This is a genomic window from Mobilicoccus massiliensis (genome assembly GCF_000826525.2).
GTDB classification, from domain to species: Bacteria; Actinomycetota; Actinomycetes; order Actinomycetales; family Dermatophilaceae; genus Mobilicoccus; species Mobilicoccus massiliensis.
Window position 1 is genome coordinate 40,464 of record NZ_LN651331.1, and the last position, 14,840, is coordinate 55,303.

At 72.2% G+C, this 14,840-nt stretch carries 15 protein-coding genes; 8 read left to right on the forward strand and 7 right to left on the reverse strand.

Annotated elements, in window-relative coordinates:
- The first annotated feature begins 141 nt into the window (after positions 1-141).
- From aroC to aroB, 3 genes are read left to right on the forward strand one after another with little or no spacing between them, the layout of a single operon-like run.
- A complete protein-coding gene (gene aroC / locus BN1197_RS13120) occupies positions 142-1,362 on the forward strand; it encodes a chorismate synthase (protein ID WP_040160471.1) in 1,221 nt (406 codons plus the stop codon).
- Positions 1,359-1,967 (forward strand): shikimate kinase, encoded by a 609-nt coding sequence (locus BN1197_RS13125; RefSeq protein ID WP_082043967.1) that lies wholly within the window; start codon positions 1,359-1,361, stop codon positions 1,965-1,967. The genes aroC and BN1197_RS13125 overlap by 4 nt, the downstream gene beginning before the upstream one ends.
- Positions 1,964-3,061, forward strand: a complete 1,098-nt coding sequence (gene aroB, locus BN1197_RS13130; RefSeq protein WP_040160473.1) for a 3-dehydroquinate synthase — start codon at positions 1,964-1,966, stop codon at positions 3,059-3,061. Before BN1197_RS13125 ends, aroB begins: the two co-directional genes overlap by 4 nt.
- 136 nt (positions 3,062-3,197) lie before the next feature.
- Here aroB and BN1197_RS13135 read toward each other — a convergent pair whose 3' ends face one another.
- Both BN1197_RS13135 and BN1197_RS13140 read right to left on the reverse strand, forming a co-directional pair.
- Entirely contained in the window at positions 3,198-3,896 is a 699-nt protein-coding gene (locus BN1197_RS13135; protein ID WP_052466730.1) for a response regulator, read from the reverse strand.
- Positions 3,893-5,188, reverse strand: coding sequence for a sensor histidine kinase (locus BN1197_RS13140; protein WP_040160476.1), 1,296 nt, complete (start codon positions 5,186-5,188; stop codon positions 3,893-3,895). The genes BN1197_RS13135 and BN1197_RS13140 overlap by 4 nt, the downstream gene beginning before the upstream one ends.
- A gap of 387 nt (positions 5,189-5,575) precedes the next feature.
- Between BN1197_RS13140 and BN1197_RS13145 the strand changes: the two genes are divergently transcribed.
- Complete coding sequence (locus BN1197_RS13145; protein WP_040161198.1) at positions 5,576-9,124, forward strand: ATP-binding cassette domain-containing protein; 3,549 nt, start codon at positions 5,576-5,578, stop codon at positions 9,122-9,124.
- 23 nt (positions 9,125-9,147) lie between these two features.
- Here the strand turns inward: BN1197_RS13145 and BN1197_RS13150 are convergent, their stop codons facing one another.
- Positions 9,148-10,851 (reverse strand): peptide ABC transporter substrate-binding protein, encoded by a 1,704-nt coding sequence (locus BN1197_RS13150; RefSeq protein ID WP_040160478.1) that lies wholly within the window; start codon positions 10,849-10,851, stop codon positions 9,148-9,150.
- 224 nt (positions 10,852-11,075) lie between these two features.
- On the opposite strand from BN1197_RS13150, the gene efp reads away from it, so the two are divergent.
- From efp to BN1197_RS17870, 3 genes are all read left to right on the forward strand, one after another.
- A complete protein-coding gene (efp, locus tag BN1197_RS13155; protein ID WP_040160481.1) occupies positions 11,076-11,636 on the forward strand; it encodes an elongation factor P in 561 nt (186 codons plus the stop codon).
- Positions 11,636-12,211 carry a transcription antitermination factor NusB gene (gene nusB / locus BN1197_RS13160; RefSeq protein ID WP_082043888.1) on the forward strand — a complete coding sequence of 192 codons (576 nt, stop codon included), beginning with the start codon at positions 11,636-11,638 and terminating at the stop codon, positions 12,209-12,211. Before efp ends, nusB begins: the two co-directional genes overlap by 1 nt.
- Before the next feature lie 249 nt (positions 12,212-12,460).
- Positions 12,461-12,667: a DUF3072 domain-containing protein gene (locus BN1197_RS17870; protein ID WP_052466824.1), complete on the forward strand. Its 207-nt coding sequence runs from the start codon at positions 12,461-12,463 to the stop codon at positions 12,665-12,667.
- A gap of 168 nt (positions 12,668-12,835) precedes the next feature.
- Here BN1197_RS17870 and BN1197_RS13170 read toward each other — a convergent pair whose 3' ends face one another.
- Together BN1197_RS13170 and BN1197_RS17125 are read right to left on the reverse strand one after the other, a co-directional pair.
- Positions 12,836-13,270 carry an OsmC family protein gene (locus tag BN1197_RS13170; protein WP_040160483.1) on the reverse strand — a complete coding sequence of 145 codons (435 nt, stop codon included), beginning with the start codon at positions 13,268-13,270 and terminating at the stop codon, positions 12,836-12,838.
- A 121-nt stretch (positions 13,271-13,391) separates the two neighbouring features.
- Entirely contained in the window at positions 13,392-13,586 is a 195-nt protein-coding gene (locus tag BN1197_RS17125; protein WP_141397294.1) for a hypothetical protein, read from the reverse strand.
- On the opposite strand from BN1197_RS17125, the gene BN1197_RS13175 reads away from it, so the two are divergent.
- On the forward strand, positions 13,542-14,174 hold the full coding sequence (locus BN1197_RS13175; protein WP_040160485.1) for an endonuclease: 633 nt from the start codon (positions 13,542-13,544) through the stop codon (positions 14,172-14,174). The genes BN1197_RS17125 and BN1197_RS13175 overlap by 45 nt on opposite strands.
- 155 nt (positions 14,175-14,329) lie before the next feature.
- Here BN1197_RS13175 and BN1197_RS13180 read toward each other — a convergent pair whose 3' ends face one another.
- A complete protein-coding gene (locus BN1197_RS13180) occupies positions 14,330-14,557 on the reverse strand; it encodes a sulfurtransferase TusA family protein (protein ID WP_040160488.1) in 228 nt (75 codons plus the stop codon).
- Between the two features lie 46 nt (positions 14,558-14,603).
- Complete coding sequence (locus BN1197_RS17130; protein ID WP_176489763.1) at positions 14,604-14,777, reverse strand: hypothetical protein; 174 nt, start codon at positions 14,775-14,777, stop codon at positions 14,604-14,606.
- Positions 14,778-14,840 lie beyond the last annotated feature (63 nt).

The following is a 14,840-nucleotide window of genomic DNA, read 5'->3' on the forward strand; positions in this document are numbered from 1 at the left end:
TCGCACCCGGTGGGTGGGCCATCGGCGCGGCAGGACCGCCGGTTCGAGTGCTGGCGCGCGACGCCTGACACGCGTGCCCGGGGTCGTCCAGCGAATGGGCCGGTCACGGGTGTTGTCGGTGGGCCGTGGAACCATACGGCCATGCGTTGGTTGACCGCCGGAGAATCACACGGGCCCGCGCTCGTCGCCGTGCTCGAGGGGCTGCCCTCGGGAGTCGAGGTGACGAGCGCCGACATCCGCGAGGCGCTCGCGCGTCGTCGCCTCGGCTACGGCCGTGGCGCCCGGCAGAAGTTCGAGCAGGACGAGCTCGAGATCATCGGCGGCCTCCGGCACGGGGTCACGCTCGGTTCGCCGTTCGCGCTGCGCATCGGCAACAGCGAGTGGCCGAAGTGGCGGACCGTGATGAGTCCCGACCCGGTCGAGGCGTCGGCGTACGCGGCGGCCGACGACGTCAACGCACCGAAGGAGATCGCCCGCAACCGGCCGCTCACCCGGCCCCGCCCCGGGCACGCCGACCTCGTCGGCATGCAGAAGTACGACTTCGACGACGCCCGGCCGGTCCTCGAACGGGCCTCCGCCCGCGAGACGGCGGCGCGGGTGGCGCTCGGTGCGGTGGCCTCGGCCTACCTCGCCCAAGTGGCGGGCATCCGGCTCGTGTCCCACACCGTCGCCATCGGGGCGGCGGGGGTGGCCGACGGCGCGCCACTCCCGGGCCCGGGCGACGTGGCCGCACTCGACGCCGACCCGGTGCGGGCGTTCGAGGCCGCGGGATCGGCCGCGATGGTGGCCGAGGTCGACGCCGCTCATTCCGACGGCGACACCCTCGGCGGGGTCGTCGAGGTGCTCGCGTACGGGTGCCCGCCGGGGCTCGGGTCGCACGTGCACTGGGACCGGCGGCTCGACGGGCGGTTGGCGGCCGCGCTCATGAGCATCCAGGCCATCAAGGGTGTCGAGGTGGGCGACGGGTTCCGCACGGCGGCGCGCCGGGGCTCGGCCGCGCACGACGAGATGGTCCGCGACGAGACCGGAGTCATCCGGCGCGCGACGGGCCGGGCCGGCGGCACCGAGGGCGGCATGTCCACCGGTGAGGTGCTGCGGGTGCGGGCCGCGATGAAACCGATCAGCACCGTGCCGCGTGCGCTGGCGACGGTCGACGTCACGTCGAGCGACGCGGCGACCGCGATCCACCAGCGTTCCGACGTCTGTGCCGTGCCCGCGGCGGGCGTGGTCGCCGAGGCCATGGTCGCGCTCGTGCTCGCCGACGCGGTCGCCGAGAAGTTCGGGGGCGACAGCGTGGCCGAGGCGCGCCGAAACGTCGAGGGTTACCTCGCCGCGATTCCCGAGGGGATGCGGTCGTGGTGACCGACGAGACGCGGGACCCGGCCGGCGAGCAGAGCGCCACGGGTGTCGAGGGTGCTTTCGACGCAGCCGCCACGCCGGGCGGCACCCGCCCGATCGTCGTCCTCACCGGCCCACCTGGCGCCGGTAAGTCGACGGTGGGTGCGGCGCTCGCTCAGCGGCTCGGCGTCGAGGTCGTCGACACCGACGAGGTCGTCGAGCAGCGAGCGGGCGTTCCCGTGCCGCTCATCTTCGTCGACCACGGCGAGCAGCACTTTCGTGAGCTCGAGAAGGCTGCCGTCGCCGACGTCGTCGCCGCCCATCGCGGTGTCGTCGCCCTCGGTGGTGGGGCGATCCTCGACCCCGACACCCAGCGGCTCCTCGACGGCCACCGGGTCGTGTTCCTCGACGTGAGTCTGCGGCACGCGGCGAGGCGTTCGGGGTTCGACCAGGGGCGTCCGCTGCTCGCGCTCAATCCACGCGGGCAGTGGCTGCAGCTCATGGCCGATCGCCGGCCGATCTACGAGCGCGTGGCCTGGCTGCGGGTCGACACCGACGACAAGCCGGTGGAGCAGATCGTCGACGAGATCGTCGCTGCGCTGGGCGACGACGAAACGGGGGAGCGATGAGCGATGTGACCACGATCCACGTCGGCGGGGAGGCAGGTACCCCCGGCGCCTACGACGTGCTCGTCGGGCGTGGCGTCGCGAGCCGGGTCACCGAACTCGTGCCGGAGTCATCGACGCGAGCGCTCGTCGTCCACGCCGAGCCCGTCGCCGGCCTCGCCCGAGACGTCGCCGCGGCGCTCGAGGCGCGCGGCGTCGAGACCCACGTCGAGATGTTGCCCGACGCCGAGGCGGCCAAGACGGTCGAGGTCGCCGCGCGCCTCTGGAGCGTGCTCGGGCAGGCGGGGTTCACGCGCACCGACGCCGTCGTCGCGGTCGGTGGGGGAGCGGTGACCGACCTCGGTGGGTTCGTCGCCGCCACCTGGCTGCGGGGGGTCGCGCTGGTCGACGTGCCCACGACGCTGCTCGGCATGGTCGACGCCGCGGTAGGGGGCAAGACGGGCATCAACACCGCCGAGGGAAAGAACCTCGTCGGGGCCTTTCACCCGCCGGTCGGTGTGCTGTGCGATCTGGACGCGCTCGACACGCTGCCGCGCGCCGATCTCGCCGCCGGCCTCGCCGAGGTCGTCAAGGGTGGCTTCATCGCCGACCCGGCCATCCTCGATCTCATCGAGAGTGACCCGGAGGCGGCACTCGACCCACGCAGCGACGTGCTGCGTGAACTCGTCGAACGCAAGATCGCCGTCAAGGCCCGGGTCGTCACCGAGGACCTCAAGGAGTCCTCACTACGCGAGATCCTCAACTACGGTCACACGTTCGGTCACGCGATCGAGCAGTCGGAGTCGTATCGCTGGCGGCACGGCGACGCGGTCTCCGTCGGCATGGTGTTCGCGGCCGAGCTCGCCCGGCTCGCAGGGCATCTCGACGAGGCGTCCGTCGCCCGGCACCGGCGGGTGCTCGAGTCGCTCGGGCTCCCGACACGCTACGAGGGCGGCAGCTTCGACGATCTCATGGTCGTCATGGGTCGGGACAAGAAGACGCGGGGCTCGACCCTGCGGTTCGTCGTCCTCGACGCCGTGGGGCGGCCCACCCGGCTCGTCGGGCCCGATCCCGAGCACCTCCGCGGTGCCTACGACGCGGTGTCGGGGGCGTCGTAGCCTCCCCGAATCCTCGTGGTCTGCGCCGCGGCGGTGGTCACCGGAGCTTGCGACATGAGCGGCGCTCACGGACGTCGGTCGGTGGGCTTGGTCAGAACTCCTCACCCGCGGCTGGGACGCCGGGCGCGGAGTGCGGTCACAACAGGCCGGCGTCGTGGACCCGGATGGCGATCTGTACGCGGTTCTCGACTTCGAGCTTCTCGAAGATCTTCGACACGTGGGCCTTGACGGTGGCGACGCTCATGAAGAGCTCGGCGGAGATCTGCGCGTTGGACCATCCTCGACCCACGGCGACCGCGACCTCGCGTTCCCGCTCGGTGAGCACGTCGAGGTCGCCGAGCGCGGCGCGACGTCGTTCACCGCCGTCGTCGCGCGTGGCGGCCGCGACGACCTGGTCGATGACGGTCGGCGAGAACGCGGCCTCACCTGCGGCGACGCCGACGATGGCCTCGACCATGCGCTCCGGCTTGGTCGCCTTGAGCAGGAACCCGCTCGCCCCGGCGCGTAGCGCGTCGAGCACGAGCTCGTCACCGTCGAACGTGGTGAGGACGAGCACCCGGGGCGGGTTCGGGTGCGCCAGCAGCGCGCGGGTGGCCGCGATGCCGTCGCGTCGGGGCATCCGGATGTCCATGAGCACGACGTCGGGGCGACACCGCGCGACGACCTCCTCGGCCTCGATCCCGTCGGCGGCCTCGCCGACGATCTCGACCGGCCCCCGTCCGCCGAGGATGAGACCGAGACCCTGCCTGACCAGTGCATCGTCGTCGACGACGACCACGCGAATGCCCCTGTCGTCCTCCGCCACCTGGTCGGCACCGGTGTCGTCGTGGGTCATGAGTCGCTCCGTTCGGGCCAGGGAACCGTGAATCGCGTGACGTAACGGCCGTTCTCGGGCCCGTGCTCGAGACGCCCGCCGGCGAGGTCGGCGCGTTCGGCGAGGCCGAGGAGGCCGACACCGCTCGACGGTACCGAAGCCTCCAGCCGGTCCCCGGGGGGCAGGGCGCTGAACAGGTCGTGACGTCGACCAGAGGCCGCGCCGCCTCCCACGCCCGCTTCTCGAGTCAACGGGTTGCTCACCTCGACGACGAGGTCGCCTCGGCCGAGCCACGGCCTGACCCGGGTGACCTGAACCTCCACCGGCGTTCCCGGGGCGTGCTTGCGGGCGTTGGTGAGGCATTCCTGCACCACCCGGTAGACGTGCCGTCCGAGGGTCGTCGGCACGGATTCGGGGGTGACGCCGAGTGCGAGGTTCACGTCCTGGCCCGCCGCGTCGGCCGCCTCGACCAGCATCGGGAGGTCGGCGATCGTCGGCTGCGGGGGTTCCTCGGCCGGAGGTCCACCCCCGGCATCGTCACGGAGGACGCCGAGGATGTCGCGCAGTTCGACGAGGGCGCCGTGGGCATTCTCCTGGATGAGCTGGGCGGTGTCGTGCACCTGCTCGGCGGTGAGGTCGTCGCGGTAGGCGAGGGCGCCGGAGTGCATCGCCACGGTCGAGATGCGGTGGCCGAGGGCGTCGTGCATCTCGCGCGCGATGCGGGCGCGCTCGGCGGACCGGGCCTGCGCGGCCCGGGATGCCTGCTCGCGTTCGGCTGTCTCAGCGCGTTCGCGCAACGACCTCAGCAGGTCACGACGCGCCCCGAGGTAGAAGCCGACGGCCATGACGAGGGTGTTGACGAGGAGCGCGAAGAGGGCGAGCGACCACCAGGACATCGGGGCGGCTGATTCGACGCGTTCGATGTACAGCGACACCGGGTTCCAGGCGTTCGACACCAGGGTGGTCACGATGGAGACGAGGCCGGCGACGGCGGCCTGCCACGCCCGGCGACGTGTTCCGAGGGAGACCGCCGCGAGGATCCAGGAGCCGAAGGCGGCCGAGGAGAGCACACCGACCACGGCGATCGTGACCGCGACCGCCAGCGGGAACCGGCGTCGTAACGGCAACAGCGCCATGACCGCGATGCCGATCCCGAGGTCGAGGATGATGAACGGGGCCACGTCGTCGGGAACGGCGTCGAGTTCCTGCGGCAACGTCACCAACCAGGCCGCGATCGTCACGACGAACACCACGCCGTACCGCCCGATACTGCCGAGTCGGCTCGGACGGTCGAACGCTGCAGTGGCGGGCATGCTGCCAGCGTACGGAGGCCGCCCGTCCTCCCGGCACCGTCGAAGGTCGACTCGCGCACCGACCAAGGTCGACGGTCGCCCTGGACCCGGTGGTCGGGCGCCGACGTGCATCGCCGCAGGTGAAAAATGAGGTTCCAGAACGCATGTGCTCGCGTATCGTCGAGCCACGTGACTCCTCCCGACACTCCGGGCGGCACGACGATCCCACCCGCGGCGACCACCTCCGCCGACGCCACGAGGACCGTCACCTGGCGCCGCCTGCGCACTCCCGCCGCGACCGCGGCGCTGCTCGCCCTCGCCGTCGGCGCCGTGGGCTCCTCGGCGGGTGCCGTCGTCGCGGGCCGCCTCGCCGAGCAGGGGACGTGGGCGCTGGTCGGGCTGCTCGCGCTGTGCGTCGTCGGTGGCGCGGCCGTCGACGCCACGAGGCCCGTCCCCTGGCGCCGCCTGCGCGCTCCCGCCGCGACCGCGGCGCTGCTCGCCCTCGCCGTCGGCGCCGTGGGCTCCTCGGCGGGTGCCGTCGTCGCGGGCCGCCTCGCCGAGCAGGTGACGTGGCCGCTGGTCGGGCTGCTCGCGCTGTGCGTCGTCGGTGGCGCGGCCGTCGACACGATCGGCCGATACCTGTGGGCCGGGGTCTCCGACCGCGCGGAGGGGCGACTGCGGAACGACCTGCTCGACGCGGCCCTCGCGCAGCCGCTGCCCGCGCTCTCGGAGCAGGCCGTCGGCGAGATCCTCGACCGCATCGACGACGACACGCGTGAGGTCGGTTCGCTCGTGCGTCTCCAGTTCTGGATGGTGCTGCGGGCGGTCGTGTCGATCCTGCCGATGCTCGTCGTCGCGACGATCACGTGGTGGCCCTCGATCGTCGTGTTCCCGCTGTTCGCCCTGGCGGCGTTCTTCTCGGTGCGCCGTCTGCTCGGGCAGATCGCCCAGCGCAAGGTCGTCGAGGAGGCCGCATGGACCGATCACGCCGCCGCTCTCGAGGAGGGGATCGCCGGGCGCGACGACCTGCGCACGAGCCTCGGGCAGGCGTTCGCGGTACGCCGGCTCGCGGCGCTCTCGGCCGAGGTGCACCGCCTCTTCCACGTCGTGCTGCGACTCGAGAGCACGGTCACCCTGCGCACCGGCACGATCCTGCACGGGCTGCTCGTCGTGGTCGCGGTGAGTGGCGTCGCGCTCGCCGCCACTCACCGCATGGCGGTCGGGGAACTCGTCACGCTGTTCATGATCACCTCGACCTTCGTGGGCTACATCGGTCGGGTCGCCGATCAGCTGCCCGATCTGCAGGCCGGGCTCGGCGCCGTCATCCGGTTGCGGCAGATGCTCGAAGTCGAGCCCGAGCCGACCGGCGGCCGCGTCCTGGGCGAGGGGTCGCTCGAACTCGAGTTCCGCAACGCCTCGTTCGCGTACGCCGAGGGCGCTTTCGCGCTGCGTGAGGTCGATCTCGTGGTGCCGGCCGGGCACACCCTCGCGCTCGTCGGCCGGACCGGATCCGGCAAGTCGACGCTCGCCTCCCTCGTCTCGCGCGCGGTCGACCCGCGGCCGGGTGAGGTGCTGCTCGGCGGGGTCGACGTGCTCGATCTCGACCTGGAGGCGCTGCGGCACGCCGTCGGCGTCGTCACCCAGCGCACCGAGATCCTCGCGGGCACGCTCGCCCAGAACATCACCCTGTTCGCCGAGGTGCCTCGCGAGCGGGTGGAGCAGGTCGTCGCCGAGTTGGGGCTCACCGACTGGGTCGCGGGGCTCGACGACGGACTCGACACCCTCCTCGGCCCCGGCGGCACCATGCTGTCGGCCGGCGAGGAGCAACTGCTCGCGTTCGCCCGGCTGCTCATGCGCGACGTGCAGGTGGTCGTGCTCGACGAGGCGACGGCCCGCATGGACCCTCTCACCGAGGCCCGAGTCGTCGCCGCCTCGGACCGGCTCCTGCGTGGACGCACCGGAATCCTCATCGCCCACCGCCTCTCGACGATCGCCCGAGCCGACCTCGTCGCCGTCCTCGGCGACGGCCGGGTCGTCCAGTTCGGTGCGCACGATCGGCTGGCCGCCGACAAGGGTCATTTCAAGCAACTCCTCGCCGCGGCCGAGATCGCGCAGCCGCCGGCTCCCGTCCGCACCGATCGCTCGACCTCCCCGAACGCCTCCGCGAGTGCCACCGGGCAGGTCGTCGCCGCGGACCGACCCCGGTCAGGAGGGGCGACCGCCCTCGGCACGGCACGCCGACGGGGCGAGCCTCCGTCGATGCGGGACACCGGTGAGGGGCCGTCCCTCGCACGCGGGATCGCCCACGCCCTGTTCGTGCGCCCGACGTGGGGCGTGGGCTCGGTGGTCCTGTTCCTCGTGTTCTCGCTGAGCGGGGCGGTCGGCAGCCTCACCGGCTACGCCTGGGGGCACACCGTCGAGTCGCTCGAGCGGGGTGACGCGCCGTGGGTCTGGGTCGCGCTCGTCGTGTTCTTCGTCCTGCTGGGCCCGGTCATGCTCTCGGCGGGGGTCATCCGCTATCCGCGCTGGTGGATCGAGGTCATGCTCCGCGTGCGGATGTCCGTCCTCGTCGGGCAGACCGCCCAGCGACGCCTGGAGCGCGTTCCGGCCGGCGAGGTCGTCGCCCGGGCGATGGACTCCGACCGGTACGCCCGCTACGCCGACCGCTGGGTCGACTTCGTCAACGGTCTGCTCGTCTCACTCGTCACCGCGGTCGCCGCGGGCACCTGGCTCGCCGGGCTGGTGCTCCTCGTCATCATGGTGGCCTCGGCCGCGGCGTCGGCGCTGGGGCGTCCCGTCGCCGGCCGCTCGGCGGCGCTCGCGTCGACGGCCCGGGCGCGGTTCGGCCGCGCGCTCGTCTCGGTGTTGGAGTCGGCGCGCACGGTCAAGCTCGCCGGACGCACGCCCGACGTGCGCCGCCACCTGCGACACGTGGACGCGGGGCGTGTCGAGGCCGCGGTCAGGGAACACCGGGTCCAGGCCTTGCTCGACGGGGTGCCCACCCTCATGATCCAGGCCGGGGCCGTCGCCGCCTGGGTCGGTGTCCTCGGCGGTCAGTGGGGACTCGCGACGGCACTGCTCGTCGTCAGCGCCGTCAACGGCTTCGAGTGGTTCGGGCGGGTCGCGGGCGCGGTCGTCACCGAGGCGCCCGGCACCCGCGCCTGGCAGGTCGCGACGAGTCGTCTCGCGGGCGGCGCCGACCTCGTCGACCTCCCACCGGGTGTCGATCTGCTCACCGGCGAGGCGCCCGAACCCCCGGCCGTCGAGCGCGTGCCGCTCGAACGGCTCTCCCTGCGCGGCATGTCGGCCGTGCACGAGGACGGCACGATCGGCATCGAGGACGTCGACCTCGACATCGACCGCGGCGAACTCGTGCTCCTCGTCGGGCAGGTCGGGGCAGGTAAGTCGAGCCTGCTGCGGGCCATGGCCGGGCTCACCGACCACCGCGGGGCTCTGCGGTGGAACGGCGTCGACGTCGACGACCCGGAGTTGTTCCTGCGCCCCGGGCAGGTGGCCTACGTGGCCCAGGTGCCGCGTGTTCTCTCGGGCACCTTCGCCGACAACGTCCAGCTCGGCTTCGACCGCGCGTTCGACCGGCCCGTCAGCGACGCCCGCCTCGATCTCGACGTCGAACAGGCCGGCGGACCGCTGTCGATCGTCGGCCACCGCGGCGTGCGCCTGTCCGGCGGTCAGGTGCAGCGGCTCGCTCTGGCACGGGCGCTCGCGGCCGACGCCGAGCTGCTGCTCGCCGACGACGTGTCCTCCGCTCTCGACGCCCGCACCGAGATCGAGCTGTGGCAGGCGCTGCGCGAGCGCTCGACGACCGTCGTCGGCGCGAGTTCGAAGCGGGCGGCGCTCGCCCAGGCCGACCGGGTCGTGGTGGTCGTCGACGGACGGGTGGCCGCGGTCGGCCCTTGGGCGGAGCTCTCCTCCCGCTGGGGACACCTCGCCGGGTGAGTCGGCCCCGTCGTGCGGTCGCGCTACTTGTCTCGCGGCCGGGTGATGTGGGTGTAGTCGGGGGAGCCGAACACGTCGTAGCGCACGTCGCGGACACCGGTCGAACAGACGGCGACGGCGTGGCCGTTCCACAGCGGCACCACCGGCAGGTCGGCGAGGATGCGCTGCTCGGCCGCCTGGAACCGGGTCGTGCGCTCGGCGGGGTCGGTGGCGGCCCGCCTCAGGGCCGCGTCGGTCACGGGATCGCCGTAGCCGGAGTCGTTCGTGAGGGCGCCGCGGGTGAACCGGGGCACGAGGAAGCTCTCGAGCAGGGGGTAGTCCATCTGTCGCGTGAGCAGGGCGGGGCCGGTGAGAGCGCCCGAGGACAACGCCTCGTGCAGTGCTCGGGTGGTCTCGTAGGCGCGCCCCGTGCACGGGATCTCGAGGTTCTTCGTGACGTCGGCGCAGATCGCGCTCGCGACCGGGCCCTGGTCGGCGTCGGCGGCGTACCCGATCTCGAGTCCGCCGCTCAGGCCGCCACCGGTCTGCAGGGCCTCGGTCGCGGTGTCGGCGTCGAGTCGGCAGACCGTGCCGCAGAGATCCTGAGAATGGCCCTCGACGAGCGGCACCGCGAGGTCGGTCGCCACGTCGCGCGTGCCTGCGAGCACGCGGGCGGCGAGCGCGTCCCGGTCGATCGCCATCGAGATCGCCTGCCGGCGGGCCTTGCCGGCGGGCCCGGTCCACGGTCCCCTCGTGATCGGGAAGACGAGCCCGCCGACCTGGCCCACGGGCTGATTGACGGCCCGCTCCCCGAACGTGCTCTTGTACGTGGGCAGGGCCTCGGTGGGCAGCGTGTCGAGCACGTCGAGACGGCCGGCCTCGACGTCGGAGAGGGCGACTGCCGGGTCGGTGTACGTGCGGAAAACGAGCCCGGAGTTCTGCGCGGGATCGCCGGCCGTGTACCCCGGCCGGGGGCGCAGCCGCACGACACCGCTCTCGTTCCACGCGCCGTCGAGCCGGTACGGCCCGTTGCCGACCGGGCGCCTGCCGAACTCCGCCGGGTCGGTGAACGCGAGATCGGGCAGCGGGGCGAACGCGACGTGGCCGAGCCGTTGCTCGAAGCCCGGGTGCGGGCGCGACAACGTGATGGTGAACGTGTGCGGATCGAGAACCGTGAGCCCGCGCAGACGGGATGAACGGCCGGTCGCCGCACCGGAAGCGGCGGTCGGCTGCGGTGACGAGGCCGCCGCGGACGCCGATGCGGGCCGAGTCGCCGCGGCGCGGTGACTCGCGTCGATCTGTGTCGACGGCACGAACCCGTCGATGGGCTCGAACAGGTCGCGGCGCAGCTTCGGGTGGGCCGGATCGGCCGCGCGACTCCACGCGTCGACGAACGAGTCGGCGGTGACCGGCTCGCCGTTCGAGAACTGCCAGCCCGGATCGAGCGTCACACGAAAGACCCGGTTGTCGGTGGTCTCGACCGAGGTCGCGACCTCGGGCACGGTCTTGCCCTTGGGGTCGTAGCGGAACAGTCCACGTTGCAGCAGCCCGGCGATGCGAGTGGCGTGGCGGTCGTCGGTGTCGGTGGGGTCATAGGTCGCCGGGAGTGCGAGCGTGCTGACGACGACCGGATCACCGGCCTGCGGCGTGTGGCTCGTCGAGGGGGCCGGTGCCGGAGTCGGGCCCGAGGTGCAGCCGGCCAGCGCGAGGGCCATCATGGCCGTGAGCCCGACGCGGTGCCGTGACACGGTTTCGCCCTCCTCGCCAGTCGCCCCGTGATTCTTCGCCTCGTGATTCTTGCAGGAGTCGCGCACCGGCGAGCGAACAACGGGGACGGCGCGACGGAGCGCCCCCGCGCGCTCGTTAGAATCAGCGAGTTCCCGCCGCGACCGACCTCGCGGCACCGGCGCGACCGCCTCGAAGGGCGAGACTCCGCCGGGCCAGATTGATCCGACGACAGAGAGATTCGCACGTGGCGACCACGAACGACCTGAAGAACGGCATGGTGCTCAAGATCGAGGGCCAGCTGTGGACCGTGCTCGAGTTCCAGCACGTCAAGCCCGGCAAGGGCCCGGCCTTCGTCCGCACCAAGATGAAGAACGTCATGTCCGGCAAGATCATCGACAAGACCTTCAACGCGGGCACGAAGGTCGAGACGAGCAACGTCGACAAGCGCACGATGCAGTACCTGTACAAGGACGGCGAGGACTTCGTCTTCATGGACGGCAAGACCTACGACCAGGTCCACGTGGGTTCCGCGATCGTCGGCGACGCCGAGAAGTTCATGCTCGAGAACCAGGAGGCGGTCGTCGCCACCCACGAGGGCACGCCGCTGTTCGTCGAGCTGCCGGCCTCGGTCGAGCTCGAGATCACCTACACCGAGCCCGGCCTGCAGGGTGACCGCTCGACCGGTGGCACCAAGCCCGCGACCCTCGAGACCGGCGCCGAGATCCAGGTGCCGCTGTTCCTCGAGCAGGGCACCAAGGTCAAGGTCGACACCCGCGACGGCAGCTACCTCGGTCGCGTCAACTGATGGTCGACCCCGCCGAACACTCGACGAGGCCCGCGGCCGGGGACGACGCCCCGGACGCGGACTTCGACGAGCCCTCGGGGTGGTCCTCCGCGCCGTTGCCGGTGCCGTCCTCGCTGCCCGAGGGCGCCGTTCTCGACGACCGTCCGCCCCGCCGCTCGGACCGCGGCCGCCTGACATCGGCGCGGAGCAAGGCCCGCAAGGCCGCGGTCGAGCTGTTGTTCGAGGCCGAACAGCGGGGGATGAACGCGGGCGACCTCCTGGCCGACCGTCTCGCCACCCCCACCACCCAGGTGCCGCTGCGCGACTACACGGTGGCGGCGGTGCGTGGCGTCGTCGAACACTGGGCCGAGATCGACGAGACCATCCAGACCTACAGCCGCGGGTGGCGGCTCGAACGCATGCCCGCGGTCGACCGCGCGATCCTGCGCGTGGGCACGTGGGAGATCCTGCACAACCCCGACGTGCCGGGCGGCGTCGCGGTCTCGGAGGGAGTCGTGCTCGCCACGGTGCTCTCGACCGACGACTCCCCGGGCTTCGTCAACGGCCTGTTGTCGCGTATCGCCGAGACGGCCTGAGCCGGTCGGCCGGCATCGCCTGCCGGCATTCGCGCAGGTCGGAGCTCTGGCGAGCGGTTGTCGGTGGTCGCCTCTAGGGTGACGCCCATGACCGAGAACACTGCTCCGCGGCCCGACCGCGACGAGACCGTTCAGACTCCCGACGACGTCATCGGCGGCGGCAACGCCGTGGCCGGTGGAAACCCTGCTGCGGGCGCCGCGCAGCCCGACCAGCGGGGCCAGGCGCCGACGACCAGCGAGGGCGAGGTCATCGGGGCCGACTCCGGCCCGGGCACGACCCAGAAGGACCCGGAGACGTGGGTCACCGGCGACGAACCCATGACCGGGGCTCAGAAGAGCTACCTCGACACGCTCGCGCGCGAGGCGGGCGAGACCCTGCCGGCCGACCTCACCAAGGCCGAGGCCTCCGAGCACATCGATCGGCTCCAGAAGGCCACGGGCCGCGGCAACGGCTGACCGGCCGAGCATCGGGCCGGGTGGGCTTCATCGCAACCGGCCGGCGTGAGGCTCGCACTCCCGCCTGCGGCGCGCCGACCGGCCGAAGTCGCCGACATGAACGCCGGCCCGGCCTCCTGATCGTCCGATCCTGAGGCCGGGCCGGGGGTCACGTCTCGGTCGCGCTCGTCAGACGATGCGGTAGATCAGCTTCGGAGTGTTCGTCAGGGTGTCGTCCACGGGGCAGTTGCCCTCGATGAACTCGACGAAGGCGGCGATCTCCTCGGGGGTGTTGTCGGCCTCGATGTGGTAGATCGTCTCGATCTCGGAGTAGCCGATCTTGGCCTCGGGGTTCCTGCCGAGGAACCCGTCGGGGTCGAGCACGCCCTCGCAGTCCACGCGAACCGAGCGGAGCGCGATGCCGTGCTTGCGGGCGAAGGCACGCGCCACGATCGACTTGCACGAGGCCAGCGCGGCGAGGAGTGCCTCCACGGGGTTCATGCCCTGGTCGGTGCCGCCCAGCGACGGTGGCTCGTCGATGGTGATGGTCATTCCGCGAGCCGTGCAGCGCGTCGTCAGTCCGTCGGCCGCCTCTGCGGTCGCGGAGAAGGTCATGGCAGGCATGGTCGTGCTCCTTCCGTGGACGGTGGATCCGTGATCACCACGCTAGGGCGCCGCCGCGACGCCCGCCCCGGAGTTCGGGAGGAGGAGGCCAGGATCACCCGTCCGGCACGATCGGGGCCGGTCAGAGGGCCTCGCGATGAGTACCGGCCATGCCGAATCTGCCGTTGCTGCGGGTAGCGATCGGGGTCAGGGCCACGTCGTCGGTCGTCGCGCAGACGTCCACGGTCTCGGTGACCGCGTGCGCCGGCGTCGAGGTGGGTATGGCGCAGCCATGACCGATCAGCACGACCTCGCCCGCCGCCTCCTCGAGCGTCACGGCACGACGTTCGCGAGCGACGCCGGGATCACGTTGCGCGACAAGCCGTCTCCGTTGTGGCAGTTGCTCGTGCTCAGTCAGCTGCTCTCGACGCGGATCAGCTCCGACATCGCCGTCGCGACGGCGCGCGAGCTGTGGCAGGCGGGCTGGCGCACCCCGGAGCATCTGCGGGAGAGCACGTGGCAGCAGCGCGTCGATGCGCTCGGCCGCGGAGGCTATCGCCGCTACGACGAGAGCACCGCGACCCGGCTCGACGAGAACGCCGGGCTCCTGCTCGATCGGTGGCACGGCGACCTGCGCGAACTCCGCGACGAGAGCGAGGGCGACGTGGGACGGATCAGCAAGGGCCTGCAGGAGTTCATCGGCATCGGCCCGACGGGAGCGAACATCTTCCTGCGGGAGGTGCAGGCCGTCTGGTCGGGGGTCCGCCCGTTCGCCGACGACCTCGTACTCGAGGGCGCTCGTCGGGCAGGTCTGCCGGACGACCCCGACAAGCTCGCCGGTCTCGTCGGCGACGACGATCTCGCGGGCCTCGCCGCCGCTCTCGTCCGGGTCGCCCGCGATCCGGACCTCCTCGAACAGGCCTGAAACCCCACCGCGCCCCGCCTCCTCCCGCTCGAACAGGCCCTTTCGTCACAAGCTCCGACTCGTCTCGCCGACGGTGATCGTCCGGATACACGCGAGTGCCCCCGCCCGAAACGGGCGAGGGCACCAGGCACGCGTGGTGGGCGGGGCGAGCGGTCTCAGGCCTTCTGCACCGTGATGGTCCAGCTCGCGTTGCCCGTGCGGTCGAAGTTGGTGACCGGGTAGCCGTTGTCGGCGGCCCAGGTGGGGATGGCCTCGGTGGCCTGGGTGCAGTCGAAGCCGATGACGAGTTCGTCACCGATCGCGAGGTCGGCCATCGCCTGCTTGGCCTCGACGAGGGGGAACGGGCAGACCTGGCCTTCGGTCTCGAGAACGTGGGTGGCCATGGCGGCCTCCTTTCGGGTGGGGGTGTCGATGACGGGGGTGCGTGGTTCAGACGCCGGCGGTCATCTGACCGGAGGCGACCTCCGCGCGAGCGGTGCCGGGGCGCACGCTCTCGGCGCGCTTGTGGCCGATGATGAAGACCTTGGCGGCGGCGCCGGTGCCGAGGAGCATGAACGCGAATGCGAGCCAGCCCTGGTAGGTGAACTGGGCGGTCTGGACCATCGCGTTCCCAAGCGTGACCAATCCACACCACAGCACGGTTCGGAGAGGCCGACGTGCAGACAG